Source organism: Mesorhizobium sp. YM1C-6-2 (assembly GCF_003666685.1).
In the GTDB taxonomy this organism is placed as follows: Bacteria; Pseudomonadota; Alphaproteobacteria; order Rhizobiales; family Rhizobiaceae; genus Mesorhizobium_K.
Genome location: NZ_RCIZ01000002.1, coordinates 319,516 through 343,034, shown reverse-complemented (window position 1 = coordinate 343,034; position 23,519 = coordinate 319,516). Strand labels below are relative to the sequence as shown.

The window sequence follows — 23,519 nt, the reverse complement described above, 5'->3', positions numbered from 1 at the left end:
GGATGGCGAGTCTATGAACGCAGGCCGAGCCAGCGGCTTACCCGCCGCCACGCCGCAAGCGCCCAGCCGCCGGCTCCGCCGAACGGCAGCGCTTCGCCGATCGCCGCGAATGTCCTGGGGCCGGCGATGCCGTCCGCGTCCAGCCCGTGGTCCCGCTGGAAAGCCCGCACGGCCTTCTCCGTGTCCCTGCCGAAGATGCCGTCGGCGGCGAGCGGATAGCCGAGCGCCGACAGGTTCCGCTGCAGGTCGCGCACGGCTTCGCCGGCCGATCCCCTGCCGAGCAGCGCCGTCCTTTCGGCAGGCGCGCCGACGGACTCGCCGACATCGCCTCCGCCGGAATGCCGCCGATAGGCGGCTGCGAGTTTCGTGTCATAGGCGTTCCTTCGGAACCCCGGCCCGTTATAGCCGCGCGCGAACGCTTCCCAGTCGCGTTTTTCGAGCGCGTCCTTCAGCCCCGATTTCCGGATGAAGCGCGCCATCAGCCCCGCCTGCCCGCCAGCCCCGGTGCGGGCTTCGGCGACCAGCGCATCCACATCGGGGAAACCCAGCCATTCCCAGTGCGCACCCATCACCTGGCCGAGTCCCCAGGACACCGATTCATAGGCAGCCTTGCGGTCGATCCCGGCGGCCCGTTCGAGCAGTTCCCAGCGCGCCGCCTGCGAGGCCGGATTGGCGACCGCGCCGGTATCCGGCGAGGCAAGGCCCTCGGCGCGCGCCCGTGCCTGCGCTTCTCCCGAAAGCCGCCGGTCGAAATAATGGCCCTCGAAGCGGATCAGCGGCTCCTGCCTGCCGTCGATCACGGCAAAGACGTCGCCGCCGCTCTCGATCTCGGCAACCGCCAGCAGCGCCGCCGGCTCGATCCCGAACTCCGCCGCCACTTTCCTGATTTCATCTGCTGTCGCCTGCGTGAACATCTTTTCCTCCGTCATGCCGCCACTATCGCCCGACTTGAGACAGGGTGGAAAAAATAGTTGCACTGCCGCATATGAAGCCTTGGCCTTGAAAACACCGTGTTGAAACAGTACCGCCCCGGCGCATGAACGTCTCCACGCCAGCCCAGCCCGTCCGCGTCGCGGCGCTCTACCGCTTCGTGCGGCTGGAGCACTATGAAAGCCTGCGCGCGCCGCTCGCCGCCTTCTGCTGCGGGCACGGCATCAAGGGCACGCTGCTGCTTGCCCGCGAAGGCATCAACGGCACGGTCGCGGGCAGCGAGGACGCGATCGCCGAACTCGTCGCGCATCTGGAGGCGATGCCGGGATTCGCCGGCCTCGACGTCAAATACAGCACCGCCGGCGAGATGCCCTTCCACCGCATGAAGGTGCGGCTGAAGAAGGAGATCGTCACCATGGGCGTCCCCGACATCGACCCGCTGACCGATGCGGGCGCCTATGTCGATCCCGGCGACTGGAACGCGCTGATCGCCGACCCTGGCACGGTGGTCATCGACACCCGCAACGACTACGAGGTCCGTCTCGGCACCTTCGCCGGCGCGATCGATCCCGAAACGCCGAGTTTTCGCGATTTCCCGGACTGGGTCGCCCGCAACCGGGATGCCCTCGAAGGCAGGAAGGTCGCCATGTTCTGCACCGGCGGCATCCGCTGCGAGAAGGCGACAGCCTATGTCCGCTCGCTCGGCATCGAGGACGTCTTCCACCTCAAGGGCGGCATCCTGAAATATCTCGAGGAGGTGCCCGCCGAGGACAGCCTCTGGCAGGGCGAATGCTTCGTCTTCGACGAGCGCGTCTCCGTCGCCCACGGGCTGGAGATCGGCGAGGCCGAACTCTGCCGCGCCTGCCGCAGCCCGCTCACCGCCGCCGATCGCCAGTCGCCGAAGTTCCGCGAGGGCGTCTCCTGCGAGCGCTGCCACGGCGACCGCAGCGAACAGGACCGCGCCCGCTATGCCGAGCGCCACCGCCAGGTCGAACTCGCCGCCGCGCGCGGCGCCCGCCCGCATATCGGCAGTTGATCGTCGCCGTCGAATTCGCCGGCGCGTCATTGTAATGTCGCCGCCTGCGCCTACCTGATCGAAGACCGCCCCGCCAACCCGGAGTCCCTCATGTTCGATCCCAAGAAACTGCTCGACGACCTGCTCGGCTCGAAGATCCCCGGCACCGAATCCACCGTGCGCGAGAAGGCCGGACAGGCGACCCAGCTCGCCAAGGACAATCCGCTTGCCGCCGGCGCGCTGGTCGCGGTGCTGCTCGGCACCGGCACGGGCCGCAAGGTGACCGGCTCCGCGCTGAAGATCGGCGGTCTCGCCGCCGTCGCCGGCCTCGCCTACAAGGCCTACCAGAATTACCAGAAGGGCGACCAGCCGGGCGCCGAGGCCCAGAAGCAGCCCGAGCTCCTGCCGCCACCCTCCAACACCGAGTTCGATCCTGCCCAGGCACCGCAGGGCGAAGCCGAATTCACCCTCGCTTTGGTGCGCGCCATGATCGCCGCGGCCAAGGCCGACGGCCATATCGACGACGAGGAGAAGAAGAAGATCGGCGACCGCCTCGCGCTTGCCGGCATCGGTTCGGAGGCCGAAGCCTTCCTGACCGAGGAGCTGGAAAAGCCGCTCGACCTCGACGAGCTGGTGGGGCTTGCTCATACCGAGGCGCAGCGCGTCGAGCTCTACACCGCCTCGCGCCTCACCATCGAGCCGGATTCGCGCGCCGAGCGCGGTTATCTCGACCTGCTCGCCGGCCGGCTGCAGCTTCCCGACGCGCTGGTCGACCACATCGAGGCCACCGTCTCGGCCGCCAAGGAGCCCGCGACCGTGGATGTCGAGAGCGACCGCGGCTCCCCCACATCCGTACCGCCCATCTCCGGGTCGGGCAGTTCGCGCTGGTAACACGCGGAAGTTGCGTCCTGAGCGAGGCTGCAGCCGTTAAGCTTTCGTTAACCAGTCGGGCGCATGCTTTGGAGCAGTCGGATCGAGCCTCCTCCTCCCAAGCTTGATCTGCGAACTGGGGCGGTCGCCAATGGCCGCCCTTTTTGTTTGCCTTGCCCTCCCGTGTTTGCCATGTGTCTTTTCGCAAACCAGGAGGAAGGCAGGATGGCAAAACCCGCAAACGGCAAGACCGCGATCGTCACCGGAGCCGGCACAGGCATAGGCAAGGCGACAGCGGCAGCGCTTCTCGCCGAGGGCTGGAACACGGTCTTCGTCGGCCGCCGCAAGAACCTGCTCGACGAGGCGGTTGCCGAAGCGCAGAAGTCCGGCCCCGCCGCGAAGGCGCTCGCCGTTTCCTGCGACGTCACCAAGCCCGCCGAAGTCGACGCCCTCTTCGCCGAAGTGGACAAGGCGTTCGGCCGCATCGACCTCGTCTTCAACAATGCCGGCATGGGTTTCAAGACCTCGACCATCGACGAGATTCCGGTCGAGGTGTGGAACGACGTCGTCGCCGTCAACCTCACCGGCTCGTTCCTGGTCGCGCGCGCCGCTTTCGCCGCCATGCGCCGGCAGACGCCGATGGGCGGCCGCATCATCAACAACGGCTCGATCTCGGCGCATGCGCCGCGGCCGGGCTCCGTGCCCTACACCGCCACCAAGCACGCCATCACCGGCCTGACCAAGACGCTGGCGCTCGACGGGCGTCCCTTCGACATCGCCTGCGGCCAGATCGACATCGGCAACGCGCTGACCGACATGGCCCGCGCCATGACGACAGGCATGCCGCAGGCCAATGGCGAGATGGCGACCGAGGCGGTGATGGACGTGCAGCGCGTGGCCGAAGCGGTGGTCTATATGTCGAGCCTGCCGCCGGAGGCCAACGTGCTCTTCATGACCGTCATGGCGACCAAGATGCCGTTCGTCGGCAGGGGATAGCGGTCACCCCAGCGGCGCTCCGCGAATGTAGAGCGGGACCGGCCGGATTTCGTAGACCGCGGTCGGATTGACCTGCTGCAGTTCGCGCGCGAACGCGATCGCCTCGTCGCGTTCGCCACAGTCGATGACGTAGAACCCCAGCAGATGCTCCTTGGTCTCGGCAAAGGGGCCATCGACCACCATGCCGCGCGCGCGGACTGTGCATGCCTCCCTGGTCGCGCCGAGCCGCACCTGCGGGCCGAGGCTGCCGTCCTCGACCTTCGGTCCCTGGATCCTCAATAGGTTCGCCATCAGCGCCGCCTGGTCCTCGGACGACATCGAGGTGATCTTCGCCTCCTCGTGATAGGCCAGAATTGCGTAGAGCACGGGCAGACACCTTTCTCCTGAAACAACCGGGCGCAATTGACCACGCGCACGGGGCCGCGCCAAGGGGCGGCCCGTGCGCCAAGCGGAGACCGCCTCCTGCCACGACGCTGGCAGCAGAGGTTATGCTAGCCGATCCCCGGCAACTCCAACCGAACGTCTCGCCCGGGAAAAACGATGCACTTCGCCGAATACCTGCCGCAACTGCTGCTCGCCTGGTCGATCCAGGCCATGGGCATCCTTTCGCCGGGGCCGAGCGTGGCGCTCATCCTCGGCGTGGCGACCAGCCGCGGCCGGCTGCCCTCCGTGGTCGCCGCCTTCGGCGTCGCCTGCGGATCGATCGTGCTGGCCGTCGCGACGGTCGCCGGGGTCACCGCGATCCTCGCCCAGGTCGCCGAACTGATGACCGTGCTGCGCTTCGCCGGCGCGGCCTATCTGGCCTGGCTGGCCTGGAAGGCGTTTCGCAACGCCGCCTCGACGCCAAAACTCGTCGTTGGAAAGGTCGGGCACGAAAGCGTCTGGCGCACCGGACTTGCCGGCTTCGTGCTGCAGATTTCGAACCCCAAGGCGATCATGTTCTGGCTGGCCATCGCCAGCGTCGGCGGCGTCGGCGATGCGCCGCTGCCGGTGGTAGCCCTCTTCGTCGTCGTCGCCTTCGTGAACTCGTTCCTCGGCCACGGCGGCTATGCGCTGCTTCTGTCCTCCGCCCCGGTCCGCGCCACCTATGTGCGCGCCCGCCGCTGGATCGAGGCCGGTCTCGGCTGCTTCTTCCTGTTCGCCAGCTTCAAGCTCGCGACGGCCAGATTGTAGCATCCGGCCGTCGATGGCTTATCAGGCTCAGCCCTGATTATGCGTCCTGTTCAGAAAAGCCTTCATCCGTTCCAGCGCCCTGAGGATATTCTCTTCTGAATTGGCGTAGCTCAGGCGGATATAGCCTTCACCGAGCACGCCGAAATCCGGTCCGCCGATCAGCGCGACGCCGGCGTCATCCAGCAGTTCGGAGGCCAGCTTCTTCGCCTTCCAGCCGGTCTTCGACACGTTCGGGAAGGCATAGAAGGCGCCTTTCGGCGTGATGCAGGAGACGCCGGGCAGGTCGTTCAGCCCCTCGACCACGATCTTCCGCCGCCGGTCGAAGGCCTTCATCATCTTCTCCACCTCGTCCTGCGGCCCGTCGATCGCCGCGATGCCGGCGAACTGGCTCGGCGCATTGACGCAGGACCAGCAGTTCACCGCGAGCTTCCGCACCTTGTCGTAGAGGTTTCCGCCCTTCTCGCCGTTCGGCCAGATCGACCAGCCCATGCGCCAGCCGGTCATCGCCCAGGTCTTCGACCAGCCGTTGAGCACGATCAGCCGGTCGCGGATTTCGGGGTAGTTGAGCAGCGAGGTGTGCTGCTCACCGTCATAGGTCATCACGTCGTAGATCTCGTCGGACAGGATCGCGACGTCGGGATGCTTCTCCAGCCCCTTCACCAGCTTGTCGATCTCGGCCTTCGGCGTCACGCCGCCGGTCGGGTTGGCCGGCGAGTTGAGGATGATCAGCCTTGTCTTTTGCGTGATCAGCGCCAGCGTCTCCTCGGCCGAGAAGGCAAAACCGTTCTCCTCGCGGATCGGGATCGGCACAGGCGTCGCGCCGGTGAACTCGATCATCGAGCGGTAGATCGGGAAGCCGGGATCCGGGTACATGATCTCCGCACCCGGCTCGCCGAACATGATGATCGCCGCATACATGGTGGGCTTGCCGCCGGGCAGGATCATCACGTTTTCGGGCGACACCTCGACGCCGGTCGTCGTCAGGGTCCGGCGCACCACCGCCTCGCGGGTGGCAAGCAGGCCGGTCGCCGGCGTATAGCCGTGATGTCCGTCCTTCAGCGCCTTGATCGCCGCCTCGACGATGTGGCCCGGCGTCTTGAAGTCGGGCTGGCCGATGCCAAGGTTGATGATGTCCTTGCCTTGCGCTGCGAGCGCGGTGGCACGGGCAAGCACGGCGAAGGCGTTCTCTTCGCCCAGCCGGTCGAAGGCGGCGACGGTGTGGAGCATGTGTTACCTCGGTAGAGCTGTCTTTATGTCGGTATGCGCAAAATCTTCTCCCTTGAAAAGAAGGGAGGCGTCCAGATTCCGTGCGAAGGCATAGGACATGCAATCGCCGAAATTCAGCTTCGCGGGATGGCCCGAGCCGCGTCCGTAACGTGTCGCGGCCTCCGCGGCCAGCCAGGCGATGTGGCTGTCCATGGGCAGGATCGTGACATCGTATTCATGCATGAAGTCCGACAGCCAGCGCTTCATGTCCACCCCCAGCCTGCGCAGGAAACAAAGCTCGACCACGCAAGACGGCGGCAGGACGCGGTGAGGGAATGAACCCAGCGCCTCGATCAAGGGGATGGCATCGGGCTCGCGGGCAAGCACGGCGACGATCGCCGACGTGTCTATCACGCAGGACGAGACGACGGCGTCGGACATCAGTCGAAAATGCTGTTCATGTCGTTCTCGAGGTCTTTCCACGTCAGCTTCGGATCACGCGGCGGCACTCCGCGCATGAGCCGGTTCAGCTTTGCGCGCGACTCCTCCGGCGAAAGTTGGTCACCATTCAGGCTGCGAACGGCACGGGCGATCACCGCGCTCGGGCCTTCGCCAGTATGGCGACCGATCTCGCGGATCATGTTTTCGATCTCCGTGTTCCTAATGGTGATGGCCACTGGCCCTATCTCCTTGCTGGAATGGAAGCATATACTGCTATGCTTCCATTCTCAAGCAGGCGAGGTTTTTGCATGGCCGATCTGAAGGACTGGACTCCGCGCCCGCGCCCCGAGCGAAAGTCGCTCGAAGGCCGCTATGTGCGGCTCGAACCCCTCTCCGCCGCGGCACATGGCGACGGGCTCTTCGAGGCGGCAACCGTCGCCAACGCCGACGAGCGCTTCCGCTGGCTGGGCGAGACGACGCCTGAGAGCCGCGCCGCGTTCCAGCCCTGGCTCGACAAGGCCGAGGCGAGCACGGATCCGCTCTATTTCACGGCCATCGACAAAGCGTCGGGCAAAATCGCCGGCCGCCAGACCTTCCTGCGGATCGATCCGGCCAACGGCGTCATCGAGATCGGCCACATCCACTGGGGGCCGCTGATGCAGCGCAGGCCGGCGGCGACGGAAGCGCACTATCTCTTCATGCAGCACATCTTCGACGATCTCGGCTACCGCCGCTGGGAATGGAAGTGCAACAACAACAACGGGCCGTCGAAACGCGCCGCCGAACGCTTCGGCTTCCAGTTCGAGGGCGTGTTCCGCCAGCACATGATCATCAAGGGCGAGAACCGCGACACCGCCTGGTACTCGATCATCGACAAGGAATGGCCTGCGCTGAAGACGGCATATGAGGGCTGGCTCGATCCGGCCAATTTTGATAGTGACGGAAACCAGAAACGCCGCCTGGAGGATTTTCGTAAGTCCTTGGCGTGAAAGGTTATTTCGTTACGACGAGGTCTGTTTTGGCATCTTCCCCCGGTCATGGCGGCCACCGCCACGACCACGACCATTCCGATCATGACCACCCCGACCATGACCATTCGGGGCACGCTCATGAAGCCCCCGGCCATGTCGGGCACGGCCATGCCGGGCATGGTCACGCCGGCCACAGCCACGGCCCCGGCCATGTGCACGGCTCGACGGACAAGACACGCGTCCTCATCGCCGCCTGCCTGACCGGCGGCTTCATGGTCGCCGAGGCCGCCGGCGGCATCATCACCGGCTCGCTGGCGCTGCTTGCAGACGCCGGCCACATGCTGACCGACTCGATCTCGCTGCTGCTCGCCTGGTACGCCTTCCACCTCGCCGACAGGAAGGCCACCCCGCGGCTGACCTACGGCTTCCACCGGGTGAAGACCCTGGTCGCATACACCAACGGCATAGCCGTCTTCGCCATCGGTGCCTGGATCGTGGTCGAGGCCTTCCATCGCCTCAACGACCCGACGCCGGTGCTCGGCGGTCCGATGCTGGTCATCGCCGTCCTCGGCCTCATCGTCAACATCGTCGCCTTCCTGGTGCTGCATGGCGGCGACCGCGAAAGCCTCAACATGCGCGGTGCCATCCTGCATGTCCTGGGCGACCTGCTCGGCTCCGTCGCCGCGCTTGTCGCGGCGGCGGTCATCATCACCACCGGCTGGGTGCTGATCGACCCGATCCTCTCGGCGCTGGTCGCCGTGCTCCTCTTCCGCAGCGCCTGGTCGCTGGTGCGCGAGTCGGGCAATCTGCTGCTCGAAGGCGTGCCTGACAGCCTCGACCGCGACGGGATCGCGAAGGACATCGCGGCCAATGTGGCCGGGGTGCGCGAGATCCATCACATGCATGTCTGGTCGATGGACGGCGCCAGGAACATGGCGACGCTGCACGCCTGCCTCACCGACGGGACCGACGCCTACGCCGCCGTCACTGCGATAAAATCGCGGCTTGCCAAGACGCACGGCATCGACCATGCCACCGTCGAGCCGGAATTCGGCGCCTGTACGGACGAACCATCGGGAAATCAGCACTAACATTCATCAGGGGACATCATGGCAGGCAGGCTGAAGGGGAAGATCGCCGTCGTCACGGCGGCAGGACAGGGCATCGGCCGGGCGATCGCCGAGGCCTTCGTGGCGGAGGGCGCGACCGTCTACGCCTCCGACGTTTCCCGCGACAAGCTCGAGGGGCTCGCCCGCGCCAAGAAAGCGAAGCTCGACGTGCTCTCGACCAAGGCCGTGGATGCCTATGCCGCCAAGGTCGGGCCGGTCGACATCCTGGTCAACGTGGCGGGCTTCGTGCATCACGGCACCGTGCTCACCACCAGCGAGAAGGACTGGGATTTCTCCTTCGACCTCAACGTGAAGTCCATGCACCGCACGATCCGGGCCTTCCTGCCCGGAATGCTGGAGCGGGCCAAGGAGAGCGGCAGGACGAGCTCCATCGTCAACATCGCGTCCGGGGCCTCCTCCGTGCGCGGCATCCCGAACCGCTATGCATACGGCGCCAGCAAGGCCGCTGTCATCGGCCTGACCAAGGCGGTCGCCGCCGACTTCATCCGCGACGGCGTCCGCTGCAACGCGGTCGCTCCCGGCACCTTCAAGTCGCCCTCCTGGGAAGACCGCGTCGAGACGCTCGGCAAGGAATGGGGCAGCAAGGAGAAGGCGCTGGAGATGTTCGTGCAGCGCCAGCCGATGGGCCGCGTCGCCGAGGCCGCCGAGATCGCGCCGATCGTCGTCTACCTGGCCTCCGACGAGGCCGCCTTCACCACCGGCACGGTGATGCAGGTCGATGGCGGTTTCGCGCTGTGACCACCTCTCAGGCAGGCCGCTCCGCGTCACCATGCTGCACGGGCGCCCTGTCGCCGATGCGCCGCGCTTGGGCTAGGAAGGCCGCATGACCCCGGAAAACCGCAACTCCGCCATCGCCGCCGCCGTTCTTCTCGCCGTCTTCGGGCTCGGCGCCTTCTACCTGCCGACCGTCATGCTCGCGGTCGGCAATTTTTCGACGGCCGTCGCCGGCGTCATCGCCGTACTCTTCGTCGCCGCCTTTTTCATGGTGTTCTGGCTGCGCGGCAGGAGCCAGCGCAAACGCGGCGGCTGACCTTTATGTCGCCAGGCTGGCGGTGAGCAGCAGCAGGCCGAGCAGGAGCACCATTGCCGCGCCGGCGATCTCGATCGTCGCGTGCACGCGGTTGCCCATGCGTCCATCGCCGGCATAGGCCACCGCCCAGTTCTTGGCGGTGACGGCTAGCGTCGCCAGCACTGAGACTGTGATCGCGGTGCCGACCGCCATCGCGAAGACCGACATCACCCCGCCGACGAAGAGGCCGTTGAGGAAGGCGAAGGTCAAGACGATCAGTGCGCCGGAGCATGGCCGCAGCCCGACCGCGGCGACCGCCGACCAAGCCGTCTTCCAGCTGAAGCGGTCGCCCGACAGCATCGCCGGGTCCGGCGCGTGGCTGTGGCCGCAGGTCTCGCAGACCTCGCCCGCGGCGTGGGCATGCCCATGAGCATGTTCGTGCGCGTGACTGTGCGCATGGTGGCCATGATGGTGATGGTCGTGCGCGTGGCCGTGATGCACATGCGCATGCCCGTGATCGTGCGAATGCGCGGCCGACAGGCTGTGGGCGGGACCGGCGCCGAACAGCGACAGCAGCCGCGGCCCCGCCTTCTGCCAGAGCAGCCATGCGCCGAACAGCGTGATCAGCACATAGCTCACGATCTCGAGGAACCAGGTCGCGTCGGTCATCGACACCGAGGTGCCGCGCAGCACCAAGAACACCAGCGCCATGACCAGGATCGCCGTCACCGCCTGCAGAAAGGCCGACACGAAGGAAAGCATGATGCCGCGCCTCAGCGCCACCTCGTTGGCGAGCATGTAGGAGGAGATCACCGCCTTGCCGTGACCGGGCCCGGCGGCGTGGAAGACGCCATAGGCGAAAGAGAGGCCGACGAGCACCCACAGCCGGCTGCCGTCCTCGCGCATGCCCTTGAGCGCGCCGGTCAGCGCCCGGTAGAAACCCTGCTGCTGCACATTGATCCAGTTCAGCCAGCCGGCGAACAGCCCGGTCGAAGGCACCGCCGTCTCGGCCGTGCCGATGCCGAGCGAACTCTGCGCATGCGCATGTCCCATGAAATGCGTGAGCACATAGGTCAGCGCGAGCAGGCCGAAGACGATCCGGACCGTTGTCTTTTGCAAATCCCGTCTCCCCTCGCCTGCCTTCAGCCGCTGCAGGTCAGCTCCAGCTTCGTCGCGAATATCTTGCTGAGGTCGTTGCCCGACGGGTCGCTGAAGAACGCCTCGGTCAGCGTGCCCTGGTTCTGCGCTATCGCCTCGTCCGGGTCAGGCCGGATGACGGCGCGCGTGCAGCTCGCCGGCAGATCCTTCACCGCCATGTTGTCGTCGTCGAGGAACTCGATCGCCGTGTAGAAGGTCGGGTCGTAGACGCCGAAGTCGATCTTGCCCTTCAGCGCCAGGCCCTCCTTCGGCTCGGTCTCGAACATGATGATGAGCTGGTCGTTCTCGTAATTCGCCATCAGTTGCGGCGGCGGCTTCATCGCGACGTCCTTGCCGTCGACGGAAACGAGCTGGAAATAGTTGAAGTCGGCGAGCGAGTCGTAGACCGTCTGCGAAACCTGCTGCAGTTCGGCGTCGTCGAGCTTGAGGTCGGCGTTCTCGTCGAATTCGACCAGCACCGTCGACGAGAACAGATCGTCGAAGCGCCACAGATGCCGCAGCGACTTCACGGTCTGGTCGGGATTGACGATGACGTCGAGCCGCGCCTCGGCGAAGACGTGCGGATGCACGCTCGCCGGAATCGTCGAGGCAAGGAGGACTGCAAGTCCGAAGGCCGTTGTCGCGGTCCGCATCTTTTCCTGAATCGCTCTTTGTTCGCCGGAACGTAACGTTATCACAAAGCTGGCGAAAATGGGACCGTGCCGGCGGCAAACGCCGCGACCTGCTGTCCGCTCACTCCTCGCCGGCCTTGCGGAACCATTGCACCAGGAAGTCGACGAAGACGCGCACCTTGGCCGGCAGGTAGCGCCGGTGCGGATAGACGGCGAAGATGCCGCCGCCCTTGGGCAGGGTTTCGTCGAGCACCGGCACCAGGCGGCCGGCCTTTATGTCCGGCTCGGCGATGAAGTCGGGCAGCACGGCCCAGCCCAGGCCCGACACCGCCGCCGCGCGCGCCGCGATCGGGCTGTTCACCTCGATCCGCCCGCTGACGGACACCGTGAACATCTGCCCGTCCTCGCCGACGAAGGGCCAGTTGGAGAGCCAGCGGCCGTTGGTGTCGATCACGCAGGGCTTGCCGGCGAGATCCTGCGGCCGCTCCGGCGCCCCGTATTTCTCGATCGCCTCGGGCGAGGCGCAGAGCCTGATCGCGAAAGGCGAAAGCCGCCTTGCGATCAGCGACGAGTTCTCCAGCCTGGTGATGCGGATGGCGAGGTCGAACCCCTCCTCCACGAGATCGACGAAACGGTCGTCGAGCTGGATCTCCAGCACGATCTCGGGATGCGCCACCGCGAAATCGATCAGCGACTGGCCGATCGGCGCGTCGGCGAAGGTGCGCGGCGCCGAGAGCTTTATCCGGCCGCGGACGTCGCCCGAGGATTCGCGCACCGCGTCCGACAGGCTGTCCACCTCGCGCACGATCTCGGAGGCGCGCTTGTAGTAGGTATGGCCGGCCTCGGTCAGCGAGAACTGCCGTGTCGTGCGGTTGAGCAGCAGCGCGCCGAGGTCGTCCTCCAGCTCGCGCACATATTTCGACAGCAGCGCCTTGGAGCGCCCGATCTTGCGCGCCGCGGCGGAAAATCCCTCCGCCTCGACCACGTCGATGAAGGCGCGCATGCGGGTCAGCGTGCCCATCGTCTAGGCCTTTCCGGCTGCTTCGAGCACCTTGCGCCCCAGCCGGATCAGCGCCATGTCGCTCATCGCCGGGCCAAGCAGCGAGATGCCGAACGGCGCGCTTCCGTCGCCAGTGCCGATCGACCCCAGCGGCAGGCTGATCTGCGGAAAGCCGGAAAGCCCCGACCAGCAGAGCAGCCTTATCGCCCGCTCGCGGAACGCTCCTTTCTCCTCGTCCGAGCTGTCCGCCAGCGGCGCCACGCATGGCACGGTCGGCAGCACCAGGATGCCGTCCTCGCCGAGCAGGTCGCCGAGCGCCTTGCGGAAGGCGTCGCGCCTGTTCGTCTCCTCCGACACCTCGGCGGCGCTGACCGTCCTGCCGAAGGCGAAACGGTCGTAGATCCCCTGGCCGATCCGCCGGCCCTCCGCCGAGATCCACTCGCCTTGCGCCATCCAGGCCTCATATGCCTGCAGCTTGCGCATCGCCCAGTAGAGTTCGTCGATGGAGAAGGAGGGCTGCTTCGCCGCATGCACCGGCCCGAGCGCGTTCGAGATCGTGTTGCGCATGCGGCCATAGGCCTTCGCCTCGGCCGGTCCCGATACGAGCTCGTCCAGCGCCGGAAGGGAAATCAGGCGCGGCGTCTTGTCTTTCCCCTTGGCGGCGCCCAGCAGGACCTCCCCCACCCGCTCGTAAATCTCCGCATCCTTGGCGAACCAGCCGAACGTGTCGAAGGACGGCGCCAGCGGCATCGTCCCTTCGAGCGAGATCGCGCCATGCGTCGTGCGCAGCCCGATCAATCCGCAAAAGCTCGCCGGGACGCGCACCGAGCCGCCGGTGTCCGAGCCGGTCCCGATGTCCGCCAGCCCGCCGGCGACCGCCGCGGCCGAACCGGACGACGAGCCGCCGGTCACCCTGCCCGGCGCCGCCGGGTTGACCGGATGGGCGAAATGCACGTTCTGGCCGAGCATCGAGAAGGCGAGCTCTTCCGTCTGCGTCTTGCCGATGAAGCGCGCGCCGGCGTCGAGCAGCTTTTGCACCGCGGGTGCGGTTGCCGCCGCCGGAACGGCCTCATCGAGCCGGTCGGGATTGCCCCAGCCGCTCAGATTGCCCTTGACGTCGAATATGTCCTTGACGCCGAGCGTCAGCCCGGCGAGCGGACCGGTGGTCGCGCTTTCGACAGGTACATCCGGAAGGTCGAGGAAAGCGTTCAGCCGGTCGCGTGTCTTCAGATTCATCGTTCACTGCCCTGATATGATCGTGGGAGCATTGTTCAACGGATGAAGTTTTTCAAGCGTCGATCGCTTGCCCCAACAGTTCGTTGAGGCGCAACCGAGTATCGGCCCGCGCATTGACGGTTCGGCCTCCTGCATTAGCTGGAACTGAAAGCCGATGCGCATTGTACCGAAAATGCTCGACCGATGGCGTTCCTTCACCCTGGCCAGGCAGTTTCTGCTGGCGGGAACGCTGGTTTCGCTCGTCGCCATGCTGGGTGTCGGCGCCCTCGTCGCCAACGTCATCGAACGTTCGCTCACCCGCCACGCCGCCGCGACCACGGCGCTCTATGTCGACAGCGTCATCGCGCCGATCCTGCCGGACATGCGCACCGTGCGGAACCTGGACAGCGTGGTGGCGCATGCCCTCGACGAGACGCTGGCAGCCGGTAAGCTCGGCGAGCGCCTCGTCTCCTACCGGCTGTGGCGGCGCGACGGCACGATCCTCTATGCGAACCAGCAGGACCTGATCGGCAAGCGGTTCGAGCCCGGCCCCGATCTCGCCAAGGCGTTTTCAGGCCAGGTCGTCGCCGGATACGGCCATGCGGACGACCCGGAAAGCGGTTCGGAACGGTCGATAGGGCTGCCGCTTCTCGAGATCTACAGCCCCATGCTGCAACCCTGGAGCGGCGAGGTCGTCGCCGTCTCCGAATTCTACGAGCACGCTCCCGATTTCGCCCAGGCCCTTCATCTTGCCCGACTCAAGGGCTGGGGCGCGGTCGTCGTGGTCACGCTCGGGCTTTTCCTGACGCTCGCCGCCATCGTCTTTCGCGGCAGCGCCACCATCGAGGCGCAGCGGCTGGCCCTGAAGCAGCGTGTCCATGAATTGTCGCGCCTCGCCCGGTCGAACGAGCTCCTTGCCAGGCGTGCGCAGGCGGCTTCCGAGCAGGCCACCGCCTTCAACGAGCGGTTCCTGCGCCAGTTGGGCGCCGACCTCCACGACGGCCCCGCCCAGCTTGTCGCCTTCGCATCCTTGCGGTTGGGCAGCCGGGTTCTTGGCGACGGCGCGTCGCCGAAGGCGGCCCGCGACCGCGAGTTGAAGTCGATCAAGGCGAGCCTTGCCGACGCCATGGAGGAGATCAGGGCGATTTCCGCCGGCCTCGCCCTGCCGCATATCGAGACGGCGAGCCTCGCCGAAGTCCTCGTGGCGGCCGTGAAGGCCCATGAGCAGCGCACGAAGACCAAGGTGCCGCTGACCGTCTCGGACGATCTCGCGTCGCTTGATCCGGCGGTGAAGATCTGCGCCTTCCGCTTCGTGCAGGAGGGCCTCGCCAACGCCTTCCGCCATGCCGGCGGCAAAGGCGTGTCGGTCTCGCAGAGCTGCGAAAACGGCTGCCTGTCGATTGAGGTGGCCGATCGCGGGCCGGGTTTCGACGCCGACGCGGTGCCGCAGGAACGCCTTGGTCTCGCCTGCCTGCGCCAACGCATCGAAAGCCTCGGCGGAACCATAGTGATCGCATCTGCGTCTACAGGCACCCGGCTGACCATGTCGGTGGAGCAATGCCAGGAACGGTGGGAACCGGCTGCCCGGGAATTGCGCCACGGCGAGGCGCCGGACGGTTCATCGGCTCGCAGGATCGACGAACCGGCATGAAGGTGGCTGGCGATAAGGTTGACGAATGGACAGCATAAGGGTCGCGATCGTTGACGATCATCCTTTATTCAGGGCGGGCGTGACGCAAAGCCTGCTGGAGAGCGGCGGGTTCGAGGTTATCGCGCAAGGCGGCAGCCGCGACGATGCCCTGCGGGTCGTCGGGGATCGCCCGCCCGACATCCTGCTGCTCGACGTTTCCATCCCGGGGGGCGGTCTGGACGCGCTCAACGCGATAGTCACCCGGCATCCCGGCCAGAAGGTCGTCATGCTCACCGTGTCTGAATCCGGCGGCGACGTCGCCCGCGCCATGCGCGGCGGCGCCAGGGGCTATGTGCTGAAGGGTGTCGAGGCCGGATCGCTGGCAACGATACTGGCGAACATCGCCGCCGGCGAGCGCTACGTGTCGCCTGCCCTGTCGGCGCGCCTTCTGTCGGACGGCGCCGAACCCCAGGCAGATGGCAGGTCGCCGGTCGATGCCCTCGACGAACGCCAGCGCCGCATTCTCGACCTTGTGTCGGCGGGGCTCAGCAACAAGGAGATCGCCATCGAGCTCGACCTCCACGAGAAGACGATCAAGCATCAGATGACGCGGATCTTCTCGAAGCTAGCGGTGAGCAACAGGACGGAGGCGGCGATGGTCTTCCGCGATTCGCTGCAGCCTACCGCCCACTCAGCCGCCGCAGCCGCAGATAGTCGGAGGGCTGAACCGCGCGGTTGACGATGCGCCGGCCCCGGTTGTCGCGCATCTCGTAGCGGCCGCCGCCGATCTCCTCCTCGAATCCGTTGCTGTGGCGCAGCCGCAGGGCGGACGGACGGTTCGTCCTTTCGTCGGCTGCGGGCGCCGATTCCGCTCCTCCTTCGGTTTCGCTCCCGGCTGAATTTCCGTTGCCGCCATTGTCATTGCCGTTTTCACCGGCATTGCCGTTGCCGCTGTTGCCTCCCCCCGTATTCCCGTTGCCGCCGTTGCCATTTCCTTGCCCATTGCCGTTGCCTTGCCCATTGCCGTTGCCTTGCCCGTTGGAGGCCCCGTTGCCCTGCCCCTGCGCGGCGGCCCGCGTGGCCGGGAAGGCCGACGCCGCAAGGAGCATGGTGAGGAAAAGGCGTCTGGTCTGCATGGCGCGCCGCTCAACAATATTCCGGAGACATCGCACGGCAGGAAAGGCCCGCCGCCGCGGCCGAGCCGTGGCAGCGGGCCGCCGCCCGGCAGGAAGGGACGTTGCTGCGCGGGTTCTCCAGCATCATCCGGACAGTGCGGCCAGCACCGCGAGCGAGAGGCTGAGCGCAAACACTGGCGCGAGCAGCCAGCGGGCCTGGTAGACGCTTCGGTCCATGACGATGATCCCACATTTCGGCGGGATCAACTCCGACCGGCCGGCCGACGTTCCCGCAAATTGGCGCCGAGGGACCATTGCGCCGGCGCCGGGACCAAAGTCCGCGGCCTCAGGGGACCTTCGACGGCCCCTTCCCGGCAAAGGTCCGCAGGTGGAACGGCGCCTCCCAAGCCACGTTGGACCGACGTGTGCGGGTCACGCAGATCCGCAGAACCCGAGAGGAGTTTTATGATGAAAGTACATGTCCCAATCCTTGCGGCCGGTATCTTGCTGTCCGGCGCCGGTATTGCCGCTGCAGAGACCGTCGTGATCGCGCCGGAGCAGCAGACCGTGATCCGTGAATATGTCCAGTCGAAACCCCTCGCTTCCATCGATCTGCCGGGCGTCGAACTGAACATCGGGTCCACCCTCCCGGACACCGTCGAGCTCCACAGGATCGAGGCGCCCGACATTGCCTACAGCTACACGGTCGTCGGCGGCCGGACCTATGTCGTCGAACCGGGAACGCGCAAGGTCGTCTACGTCCTCGACTGATGCACGATCGACCGTATCGGCCGCGCCTTGAGCGCGGCCGCACTTCAAACAACCAAAAGGAAAAGATCATGAAAAAGTTTGTCGTCGCGGCGGCAAGCGCCGTCTTGCTTGCGAGTACCGCCCTTTCCAGCGCTCAGACGCAGGATACCCAGGGCACTGGCGCCCAGGAGGAGATCATCAAGAAGCCCGATGCGAAATCGGCTCCCGAGGCGGCGCCGAGCAAGCAGAAGCCGTCCGCCCAGACGGAAGGCGAAGCGTCCGGCAAGGCCCAGACCGAGGGTCAGGCTGGCGGGCAGTCAGGCAGCGCAACCGGGACCGCCCAGGGCGAAGTGAAGCCCGACGGGTCGGCGTCCGGCAGTGCTGAGGGCCAGGCCCAGACCGGCGAGACCGAAGCCGCTCCCGAACAAAAGCAGCAGCAGACGGGCGAAGCCGAGGGCAAGAAGCCTGCTGCCGGCGAACAGCAGCAGCAGACCGGCGAGGCCGAGGGCCAGAAGCCGGCTGAAGGCGAGCCCGGAACCGATGCGGCCTCGGACGAGCAGCAGCCGTCGACCGAGACGACAGGCAGTATCGACATCAATACCGAGCAGCGCACCGAGATCACCAAGGTCTTCCGCGACACGCGCACCGAAGCGGTGGATGTCGATTTCGACATCAATGTCGGCGTCGCGGTTCCGAGGACGGTGGTCCTGCATCCGCTGCCCCCGCGCGTGATCGAGATCGTGCCGACCTATCGCGGCTACGAATATTTCGTGCTCGCCGACGGCCGCATCATCATCGTCGAGCCGGGCACTCTGAAGATCGTCTACGTCCTGGTGGTGTAAGCCGCCGCCCTTGGAGATCGGGGCCTGGCGTCCCGATCTCTTCCTCCCTCCAACCGACCTCCCCCGCCGACTTTCCCCATATCGCCCTCGGGATATTGCTCCCCGGCCGGGCCTTCGTCGCCTTCATGAACCGTCTGTAACGGCCGGGGGTCTGCCGGGCGCCCTGGAGCGGTTTGGTCCACACATCCAATGCAATTACGCCACGCAATGTCGCATTCGGTCTTGTTACCTCCTGCCACTTCTGGCCACTATCCCTGACAAGAAAACTGCCAACAGAGGTGAGGAACCCGAATATGTCGAATGAACTCGAATTCCTGAGCCAACGCGTCGCAAAAGGCCGCCTGACGCGCCGCGACTTCCTCGGAAGGGCCGCGGCGCTGGGCGTGACGGCAACTGTCGCAAATTCGATGCTCGCGGCCGCCGCCCGCGCCGAAGGACCGGTCAAGGGCGGCATGCTCAAGGCGGGCCTGCAGGGCGGCGAGTCGTCCAACGTGCTCGACCCCGCCCTCAACCTCAGCCAGGTCAACTTCAACTTCGGCAAGTGCTGGGGCGAACTGCTGGTCGAGCTGGCGCCGGACGGCAGCCTGGAACACCGCATCGCCGAGTCGATCGGCTCGTCCGACGACGCCAAGGTCTGGACCATGAAGATCCGCAAGGGCGTCGAATTCCATGACGGCAAGAGCGTGACGCCCGAGGACGTCGTCGCGACTCTCGAGCGCCATGCCGACGAGGCGTCCAAATCCGCCGCGCTCGGTATCCTGTCGGGCATCGATTCCATGAAGGCCAGCGGCGACGAGGCGATCATCACCCTGAAGGAGGCCAACGCCGACTTCCCCTACCTGATGGCCGACTACCACCTCGTCATCCAGCCGAACGGCGGCAAGGACAACCCCAACGCCGGCATCAGCGCCGGCCCCTACAAGGTCACCGTCGACGAACCCGGCGTGCGCTACGGCGGCGAGAAGTTCGCCAACTACTGGCAGGGCGACAAGCTCGGCCACGCCGACCAGGTCGAGATCATCGTCATCAACGATCCGACCGCCCGCACCGCCGCCCTGCAGGGCGGCCAGGTCAACATGGTCAACCGCGTCGAGCCGAAGATCGTCGACCTGATCAAGCGCGTGCCGGGCGTCACCGTCCAGACCGCATCCGGACGCGGCTTCTACCCGTTCAACATGTTCTGCGACACCGCGCCCTTCGACAACAACGACCTCCGGATGGCGCTGAAGCTCGCCATGGACCGCGAGGAGCTGCTGGAGAAGATCCTGCGCGGCTACGGCACCGTCGGCAACGACTTCCCGATCAACGAGGCCTATCCGCTGTTCTCCACCGACATCGAGCTGCGCAAGTTCGACCCCGAAAAGGCGGCCGAGCTCTACAAGAAATCAGGGCATTCCGGCTCGATCCTGCTGCGTACCTCCGACGTCGCCTTCCCGGGCGCCGTGGACGCCGCCCAGCTCTACCAGCAGAGCTGCGCCAAGGCCGGCATCACCATCGAGATCAAGCGCGAGCCCGGCGACGGCTACTGGTCGGAGGTCTGGAACAAGCAGCCCTTCTCGCTCTCCTACTGGGGCGGGCGGGCGACGCAGGACCAGATGTACTCGACCGCTTATGTGTCGAGCGCCGACTGGAACGACACCCGCTGGAAGCGTCCGGAATTCGACAAGATGGTCGCCACCGCGCGCGGTGAGCTCGACCAGGACAAGCGCAAGGCCATGTATCGCGACATGGCGGAGATCATGCGCGACGAGGGCGGGCTGATCGTGCCCTTCTTCAACCAGTACATCGACGCCAGCGGCAAGGGTGTCCAGGGCTGGGTGGCCAACCCCGCCCAGGAGATGTGCAACGGGCACGCGCTGGTGCGCTGCTGGCTCGAAGCCTAGTCATGTGAAAGGGGCCGGCTCGAAACCGGCCCCTTCTGCATCATACCCGCATCGACGCAACCTCGGGTCCCCCGTCAGGAAGCCAATGTCCTCACCGATCCTGAAGCTGATCGTCCAGCGCGTCGCGCTCGGCATCGTTCTTCTGTTCGCCGTGTCCCTCCTCATCTTCGTCGGCACCGAGATCCTGCCGGGCGACGTCGCCCAGTCGATCCTCGGCCAGACGGCGACGCCGCAGGCGCTGGCCGCCCTCCGCGAGGAGCTCGGCCTCAACGACCCCGCCTATGTCCGCTATCTCCGCTGGCTTGGCGGCGTGCTCAGCGGCGACCTCGGCACCGCGCTGACCAGCGGACACGATATCGCCAGTTCCATCAGCGACCGGCTCGCCAACACGCTCTTCCTGGCCGCCTGCGCCGCCGTCGTCGCCGTCCCGCTCGCCATCCTGCTCGGCCTGCTGGCCGTCCGCTACAGGAACGGCCCGGTCGACAAGGCGATCTCCGCCTTCGCCCTGGCGTCCACATCCTTTCCCGAGTTCTTCATCGGCTATCTGCTGGTCTTCTTTTTCGCGGTCAAATGGCAGTTCTTCCCGGCGATCTCGACTGTGTTCGACGGCATGAGCTTCATCGACCGGCTGCATGCCGTGGCGCTGCCGGCGACCGCGCTCACGCTGGTGGTGCTCGCCCACATGATGCGCATGACGCGCGCCGCGATCCTCAACGTCATGCAGTCGGCCTATATCGAGACGGCCGAGCTGAAGGGGCTGAGACCGCTGGAGGTGATCAGGAAGCACGCCTTTCCCAACGCCATCGCGCCGGTCGTCAACGTGGTGATGCTGAACCTCGCCTACCTGATCGTCGGCGTCGTCGTGGTCGAGGTCATCTTCGTCTATCCCGGCATGGGGCAGTACCTCGTCGACCATGTCGCCAAGCGCGACGTGCCGGTGGTGCAGGCGGTCGGCCTGATCTTCGCGGCCGTCTACATCCTGCTGAACATCGTCGCCGACATCTCGGCGATCCTCGCCAATCCCCGCCTCCGGCACCCGAAATAGGAGGCGCCCATGCTCGACATCAAGCGCATCCCCCTCGGTGCCTGGATCGGCCTGATCCTTACCTCGCTGTTTCTGATCTGCGCGATCTTCGCACCATGGCTGGCGCCCTACGGCAACGGCGAGATCGTCGGCGACGTGTGGGGGCCCATGACGTCCACCAATCTGCTCGGCACCGACAATCTTGGCCGCGACCTTCTCTCGCGCATGATCTACGGCGCGAGGATCACCATCTTCATCGCCGTCCTTGCGACGGCGCTCGCCTTCTCGCTCGGCTCCATCCTCGGCTTCACCGCCGCCGTCGTCGGCGGCTGGTTCGACTCGCTGATGTCGCGTTTCGTCGACCTCCTGATGTCGATCCCGACGCTGATCTTCGCGCTGGTTGTGCTCTCGGTGCTGCCCGCCAATATCCTGACCCTCATCCTGGTCATGGGCATCCTCGATTCGACGCGCGTCTACCGGCTGTCGCGCGCGGTGGCCGTCGACATCAACGTCATGGACTTCGTCGAGGCCGCCAAGCTGCGCGGCGAGGGCCGCGGCTGGATCATCTTCCGCGAGATTCTGCCCAACGCGCTGTCGCCGCTGGTGTCGGAGCTCGGCCTGCGCTTCATCTATGCAGTGCTCTTCCTGTCGGCGCTCTCCTTCCTCGGGCTCGGCGTCCAGCCGCCTTCCGCCGACTGGGGCGGCATGGTCAAGGAGAACAAGGATGGCATCGTGTTCGGCATACCGGCCGCGCTGATCCCGGCCGGCGCCATCGCGGCGCTGGCGATCTCCGTCAACCTCGTCGCCGACTGGATCCTGAACCGCACCACCGACCTCAAGGGAGGACGCGGCAATGCCTGACGAACAATCCCGCAAGGCGAAGTCCGGGCGTCTGCTCGACATCCGCAACCTCAGGATCGAGGCGACCACCTATCCTCCCGGCGAGCCGCCCAAGACCATAACCCTGGTCCACGACGTGTCGCTGACGCTGGAGCGCGGCAAGGTGCTCGGCCTGATCGGCGAATCCGGCGCCGGCAAGTCGACCATCGGGCTTGCATCGATGGGATATGGCCGCGGCGGCTGCCGCATCATCGGCGGCGAGGTCGTCCTCAACGGCCGCGACATCCTGAAGGGCGGCCGCTCCGGCCTGCGCAAGCTGCGCGGCCGCGAGGTGTGCTACGTGGCGCAGTCCGCCGCCGCCGCCTTCAACCCGGCCCATCAATTGATGGACCAGGTGGTGGAGGCTTCCCTTCTGCACGGAACCGCGAAACGCGCCGCGGCGGAAAAACGCGCGGTCGAGCTTTTCCGCAAGCTCGGCCTGCCAGACCCCGAGAACATCGGCAAGCGATACCCCCATCAGGTCTCCGGCGGGCAGTTGCAGCGCGTGATGACGGCCATGGCCCTCTGCTCCGAGCCCGACCTGATCGTCTTCGACGAGCCGACCACCGCGCTCGACGTGACCACCCAGATCGACGTGCTGGCCGCGATCCGCGACGCCATCCGCGATACCGGCGTCGCCGCCCTCTACATCACGCACGATCTTGCCGTCGTCGCGCAGGTGGCCGACGAGATCATGGTGCTCAGGCATGGCCGTCTGGTCGAATGGGGCGACACGAGGCAGATCATCAAGGAGCCGCGCCAGGAATACACCAATGCGCTGGTCTCGGTGCACGAGATCGAGCACCAGGAGAAGAAGGCCGCCGACACGCCGTTCCTGTCGGTCAAGAACGTCACCGCGGCCTATGGGCAAGGCACGGTCAAGGTGCTCAAGAACGTCTCGGTCGACATCCATTCCGGCCAGACGCTGGCGGTCGTCGGCGAATCCGGATCGGGCAAGTCGACACTGGCGCGTGCCATCACCGGGCTGCTGCCGCCCATGGAAGGCTCCATAACCTTCGGCGGCAAGAAGCTTTCGAACGCGCTTTCCGCGAGAAGCAAGGAGGACCTTCGGCAGTTGCAGATGGTCTACCAGATGGCCGACGTGGCGATGAACCCGCGACAGCCGATCTCCACGATCATCGGCCGCCCGCTGGAGTTCTACTTCGGCATGAAGGGGGCCGAGCGGGACCGCCGCGTCGCCGAGCTGCTCGACAAGATCGAGATGGGCAAGGGTTTTGCCGACCGCTATCCCGCCGAGCTGTCGGGAGGGCAGAAGCAGCGCGTCTGCATCGCCCGCGCGCTCGCCGCCAAGCCGAAGCTGATCATATGCGACGAGGTCACCTCGGCGCTCGATCCGCTGGTGGCCAACGGCATATTGAAGCTCCTGCTCGAGCTACAAGCCGAAGAGGGCGTCGCCTATCTCTTCATCACCCACGATCTGGCGACCGTGAGGTCGATCGCCGACTCGATCGCCGTCATGTATCGCGGCGAGGTGGTCCGGTACGGATCGAAGAGCGAGGTCCTGGCGCCGCCCTTCGATCCCTACACGGACCTGCTGCTTTCCTCCGTGCCGGAGATGGAGATCGGCTGGCTCGACAAGGCGATTGCGTCACGGCGCATGGAGAGCGCCGGAAATTAGAGCAATTCCAGCAAAAGTGCGCAGCGGTTTTG

General features: G+C 66.2%; 26 protein-coding genes. 16 read left to right on the top strand and 10 right to left on the bottom strand.

Annotation, left to right across the window (positions count from 1 at the left end):
* Positions 1–11: 11 nt before the first annotated feature.
* Positions 12–929, bottom strand: coding sequence for an N-acetylmuramidase domain-containing protein (locus D8676_RS06560; RefSeq protein WP_348629001.1), 918 nt, complete (start codon positions 927–929; stop codon positions 12–14).
* Between the two features lie 107 nt (positions 930–1,036).
* Here D8676_RS06560 and D8676_RS06555 point away from each other — a divergent pair, with 107 nt between their 5' ends.
* The 3 genes from D8676_RS06555 to D8676_RS06545 all read left to right on the top strand — a co-directional run bounded on the left by D8676_RS06555 (position 1,037) and on the right by D8676_RS06545 (position 3,811).
* Positions 1,037–1,966: a rhodanese-related sulfurtransferase gene (locus D8676_RS06555; RefSeq protein WP_121580043.1), complete on the top strand. Its 930-nt coding sequence runs from the start codon at positions 1,037–1,039 to the stop codon at positions 1,964–1,966.
* Positions 1,967–2,056: 90 nt separating this feature from the next.
* The gene (locus D8676_RS06550; RefSeq protein WP_121580042.1) at positions 2,057–2,836 is read left to right on the top strand and encodes a tellurite resistance TerB family protein; all 780 of its coding nucleotides are present in this window, start codon (positions 2,057–2,059) and stop codon (positions 2,834–2,836) included.
* A gap of 204 nt (positions 2,837–3,040) precedes the next feature.
* Entirely contained in the window at positions 3,041–3,811 is a 771-nt protein-coding gene (locus tag D8676_RS06545) for an SDR family oxidoreductase (RefSeq protein WP_121580041.1), read from the top strand.
* A gap of 3 nt (positions 3,812–3,814) precedes the next feature.
* On the opposite strand, the gene D8676_RS06540 is transcribed toward D8676_RS06545, so the two are convergent.
* Positions 3,815–4,177, bottom strand: a complete 363-nt coding sequence (locus D8676_RS06540) for a YciI family protein (protein WP_121580040.1) — start codon at positions 4,175–4,177, stop codon at positions 3,815–3,817.
* A gap of 174 nt (positions 4,178–4,351) precedes the next feature.
* Here D8676_RS06540 and D8676_RS06535 point away from each other — a divergent pair, with 174 nt between their 5' ends.
* Positions 4,352–4,984 carry a LysE family translocator gene (locus D8676_RS06535; RefSeq protein ID WP_121580039.1) on the top strand — a complete coding sequence of 211 codons (633 nt, stop codon included), beginning with the start codon at positions 4,352–4,354 and terminating at the stop codon, positions 4,982–4,984.
* Between the two features lie 27 nt (positions 4,985–5,011).
* Here D8676_RS06535 and D8676_RS06530 read toward each other — a convergent pair whose 3' ends face one another.
* The 3 genes from D8676_RS06530 to D8676_RS06520 are packed head-to-tail and all read right to left on the bottom strand — an operon-like array spanning position 5,012 to position 6,867.
* Positions 5,012–6,211, bottom strand: coding sequence for a pyridoxal phosphate-dependent aminotransferase (locus D8676_RS06530; protein WP_121580038.1), 1,200 nt, complete (start codon positions 6,209–6,211; stop codon positions 5,012–5,014).
* A gap of 3 nt (positions 6,212–6,214) precedes the next feature.
* Positions 6,215–6,631 carry a type II toxin-antitoxin system VapC family toxin gene (locus tag D8676_RS06525; RefSeq protein WP_121580037.1) on the bottom strand — a complete coding sequence of 139 codons (417 nt, stop codon included), beginning with the start codon at positions 6,629–6,631 and terminating at the stop codon, positions 6,215–6,217.
* Positions 6,631–6,867: a type II toxin-antitoxin system VapB family antitoxin gene (locus tag D8676_RS06520; protein ID WP_121580036.1), complete on the bottom strand. Its 237-nt coding sequence runs from the start codon at positions 6,865–6,867 to the stop codon at positions 6,631–6,633. Before D8676_RS06520 ends, D8676_RS06525 begins: the two co-directional genes overlap by 1 nt.
* 72 nt (positions 6,868–6,939) lie before the next feature.
* Between D8676_RS06520 and D8676_RS06515 the strand changes: the two genes are divergently transcribed.
* The 4 genes from D8676_RS06515 to D8676_RS06500 all read left to right on the top strand — a co-directional run bounded on the left by D8676_RS06515 (position 6,940) and on the right by D8676_RS06500 (position 9,762).
* Complete coding sequence (locus D8676_RS06515) at positions 6,940–7,620, top strand: GNAT family protein (RefSeq protein WP_121580035.1); 681 nt, start codon at positions 6,940–6,942, stop codon at positions 7,618–7,620.
* Between the two features lie 194 nt (positions 7,621–7,814).
* The gene (locus D8676_RS06510; RefSeq protein ID WP_245426679.1) at positions 7,815–8,693 is read left to right on the top strand and encodes a cation diffusion facilitator family transporter; all 879 of its coding nucleotides are present in this window, start codon (positions 7,815–7,817) and stop codon (positions 8,691–8,693) included.
* An 18-nt stretch (positions 8,694–8,711) separates the two neighbouring features.
* Complete coding sequence (locus D8676_RS06505) at positions 8,712–9,470, top strand: SDR family oxidoreductase (RefSeq protein WP_121580033.1); 759 nt, start codon at positions 8,712–8,714, stop codon at positions 9,468–9,470.
* A gap of 85 nt (positions 9,471–9,555) precedes the next feature.
* Complete coding sequence (locus tag D8676_RS06500) at positions 9,556–9,762, top strand: hypothetical protein (RefSeq protein ID WP_121580032.1); 207 nt, start codon at positions 9,556–9,558, stop codon at positions 9,760–9,762.
* A gap of 3 nt (positions 9,763–9,765) precedes the next feature.
* Here D8676_RS06500 and D8676_RS06495 read toward each other — a convergent pair whose 3' ends face one another.
* The 4 genes from D8676_RS06495 to D8676_RS06480 form a co-directional block, all read right to left on the bottom strand.
* The gene (locus tag D8676_RS06495; protein ID WP_121580031.1) at positions 9,766–10,860 is read right to left on the bottom strand and encodes a nickel/cobalt transporter; all 1,095 of its coding nucleotides are present in this window, start codon (positions 10,858–10,860) and stop codon (positions 9,766–9,768) included.
* A gap of 23 nt (positions 10,861–10,883) precedes the next feature.
* Positions 10,884–11,531, bottom strand: a complete 648-nt coding sequence (locus D8676_RS06490) for a DUF1007 family protein (protein ID WP_121580030.1) — start codon at positions 11,529–11,531, stop codon at positions 10,884–10,886.
* Positions 11,532–11,631: 100 nt separating this feature from the next.
* Complete coding sequence (locus tag D8676_RS06485) at positions 11,632–12,531, bottom strand: LysR family transcriptional regulator (protein ID WP_121580029.1); 900 nt, start codon at positions 12,529–12,531, stop codon at positions 11,632–11,634.
* A 3-nt stretch (positions 12,532–12,534) separates the two neighbouring features.
* The gene (locus D8676_RS06480) at positions 12,535–13,746 is read right to left on the bottom strand and encodes an amidase (protein WP_121580028.1); all 1,212 of its coding nucleotides are present in this window, start codon (positions 13,744–13,746) and stop codon (positions 12,535–12,537) included.
* Between the two features lie 154 nt (positions 13,747–13,900).
* On the opposite strand from D8676_RS06480, the gene D8676_RS06475 reads away from it, so the two are divergent.
* Together D8676_RS06475 and D8676_RS06470 are read left to right on the top strand one after the other, a co-directional pair.
* Positions 13,901–15,376 carry a sensor histidine kinase gene (locus D8676_RS06475; RefSeq protein WP_245426637.1) on the top strand — a complete coding sequence of 492 codons (1,476 nt, stop codon included), beginning with the start codon at positions 13,901–13,903 and terminating at the stop codon, positions 15,374–15,376.
* Between the two features lie 25 nt (positions 15,377–15,401).
* A complete protein-coding gene (locus D8676_RS06470) occupies positions 15,402–16,094 on the top strand; it encodes a response regulator transcription factor (RefSeq protein WP_121580027.1) in 693 nt (230 codons plus the stop codon).
* Here the strand turns inward: D8676_RS06470 and D8676_RS06465 are convergent.
* Positions 16,036–16,464 carry a hypothetical protein gene (locus tag D8676_RS06465; RefSeq protein WP_121580447.1) on the bottom strand — a complete coding sequence of 143 codons (429 nt, stop codon included), beginning with the start codon at positions 16,462–16,464 and terminating at the stop codon, positions 16,036–16,038. The genes D8676_RS06470 and D8676_RS06465 overlap by 59 nt on opposite strands.
* A 474-nt stretch (positions 16,465–16,938) precedes the next feature.
* Between D8676_RS06465 and D8676_RS06460 the strand changes: the two genes are divergently transcribed.
* The 6 genes from D8676_RS06460 to D8676_RS06435 all read left to right on the top strand — a co-directional run bounded on the left by D8676_RS06460 (position 16,939) and on the right by D8676_RS06435 (position 23,487).
* Positions 16,939–17,241: a DUF1236 domain-containing protein gene (locus D8676_RS06460; protein ID WP_121580446.1), complete on the top strand. Its 303-nt coding sequence runs from the start codon at positions 16,939–16,941 to the stop codon at positions 17,239–17,241.
* A gap of 68 nt (positions 17,242–17,309) precedes the next feature.
* Positions 17,310–18,062, top strand: a complete 753-nt coding sequence (locus D8676_RS06455; RefSeq protein WP_183097001.1) for a DUF1236 domain-containing protein — start codon at positions 17,310–17,312, stop codon at positions 18,060–18,062.
* A 293-nt stretch (positions 18,063–18,355) separates the two neighbouring features.
* Positions 18,356–19,945 carry an ABC transporter substrate-binding protein gene (locus D8676_RS06450; protein ID WP_121580025.1) on the top strand — a complete coding sequence of 530 codons (1,590 nt, stop codon included), beginning with the start codon at positions 18,356–18,358 and terminating at the stop codon, positions 19,943–19,945.
* Between the two features lie 85 nt (positions 19,946–20,030).
* Entirely contained in the window at positions 20,031–20,990 is a 960-nt protein-coding gene (locus D8676_RS06445) for an ABC transporter permease (RefSeq protein ID WP_121580024.1), read from the top strand.
* A 9-nt stretch (positions 20,991–20,999) separates the two neighbouring features.
* Positions 21,000–21,830, top strand: a complete 831-nt coding sequence (locus D8676_RS06440) for an ABC transporter permease (protein ID WP_121580023.1) — start codon at positions 21,000–21,002, stop codon at positions 21,828–21,830.
* On the top strand, positions 21,823–23,487 hold the full coding sequence (locus tag D8676_RS06435) for an ABC transporter ATP-binding protein (RefSeq protein ID WP_121580022.1): 1,665 nt from the start codon (positions 21,823–21,825) through the stop codon (positions 23,485–23,487). The genes D8676_RS06440 and D8676_RS06435 overlap by 8 nt, the downstream gene beginning before the upstream one ends.
* Positions 23,488–23,519: the final 32 nt, after the last annotated feature.

Coding starts and splice junctions, on each gene's coding strand:
- D8676_RS06560 (WP_348629001.1), bottom strand. CDS start 929: ATGACGGAGGAAAAGATGTTCACGCAGGCGACAGCAGATGAAATCAGG.
- D8676_RS06555 (WP_121580043.1), top strand. CDS start 1,037: ATGAACGTCTCCACGCCAGCCCAGCCCGTCCGCGTCGCGGCGCTCTAC.
- D8676_RS06550 (WP_121580042.1), top strand. CDS start 2,057: ATGTTCGATCCCAAGAAACTGCTCGACGACCTGCTCGGCTCGAAGATC.
- D8676_RS06545 (WP_121580041.1), top strand. CDS start 3,041: ATGGCAAAACCCGCAAACGGCAAGACCGCGATCGTCACCGGAGCCGGC.
- D8676_RS06535 (WP_121580039.1), top strand. CDS start 4,352: ATGCACTTCGCCGAATACCTGCCGCAACTGCTGCTCGCCTGGTCGATC.
- D8676_RS06530 (WP_121580038.1), bottom strand. CDS start 6,211: ATGCTCCACACCGTCGCCGCCTTCGACCGGCTGGGCGAAGAGAACGCC.
- D8676_RS06525 (WP_121580037.1), bottom strand. CDS start 6,631: ATGTCCGACGCCGTCGTCTCGTCCTGCGTGATAGACACGTCGGCGATC.
- D8676_RS06515 (WP_121580035.1), top strand. CDS start 6,940: ATGGCCGATCTGAAGGACTGGACTCCGCGCCCGCGCCCCGAGCGAAAG.
- D8676_RS06505 (WP_121580033.1), top strand. CDS start 8,712: ATGGCAGGCAGGCTGAAGGGGAAGATCGCCGTCGTCACGGCGGCAGGA.
- D8676_RS06500 (WP_121580032.1), top strand. CDS start 9,556: ATGACCCCGGAAAACCGCAACTCCGCCATCGCCGCCGCCGTTCTTCTC.
- D8676_RS06490 (WP_121580030.1), bottom strand. CDS start 11,531: ATGCGGACCGCGACAACGGCCTTCGGACTTGCAGTCCTCCTTGCCTCG.
- D8676_RS06485 (WP_121580029.1), bottom strand. CDS start 12,531: ATGGGCACGCTGACCCGCATGCGCGCCTTCATCGACGTGGTCGAGGCG.
- D8676_RS06480 (WP_121580028.1), bottom strand. CDS start 13,746: ATGAATCTGAAGACACGCGACCGGCTGAACGCTTTCCTCGACCTTCCG.
- D8676_RS06475 (WP_245426637.1), top strand. CDS start 13,901: ATGCGCATTGTACCGAAAATGCTCGACCGATGGCGTTCCTTCACCCTG.
- D8676_RS06470 (WP_121580027.1), top strand. CDS start 15,402: ATGGACAGCATAAGGGTCGCGATCGTTGACGATCATCCTTTATTCAGG.
- D8676_RS06465 (WP_121580447.1), bottom strand. CDS start 16,464: ATGCTCCTTGCGGCGTCGGCCTTCCCGGCCACGCGGGCCGCCGCGCAG.
- D8676_RS06460 (WP_121580446.1), top strand. CDS start 16,939: ATGAAAGTACATGTCCCAATCCTTGCGGCCGGTATCTTGCTGTCCGGC.
- D8676_RS06455 (WP_183097001.1), top strand. CDS start 17,310: ATGAAAAAGTTTGTCGTCGCGGCGGCAAGCGCCGTCTTGCTTGCGAGT.
- D8676_RS06450 (WP_121580025.1), top strand. CDS start 18,356: ATGTCGAATGAACTCGAATTCCTGAGCCAACGCGTCGCAAAAGGCCGC.
- D8676_RS06445 (WP_121580024.1), top strand. CDS start 20,031: ATGTCCTCACCGATCCTGAAGCTGATCGTCCAGCGCGTCGCGCTCGGC.
- D8676_RS06440 (WP_121580023.1), top strand. CDS start 21,000: ATGCTCGACATCAAGCGCATCCCCCTCGGTGCCTGGATCGGCCTGATC.
- D8676_RS06435 (WP_121580022.1), top strand. CDS start 21,823: ATGCCTGACGAACAATCCCGCAAGGCGAAGTCCGGGCGTCTGCTCGAC.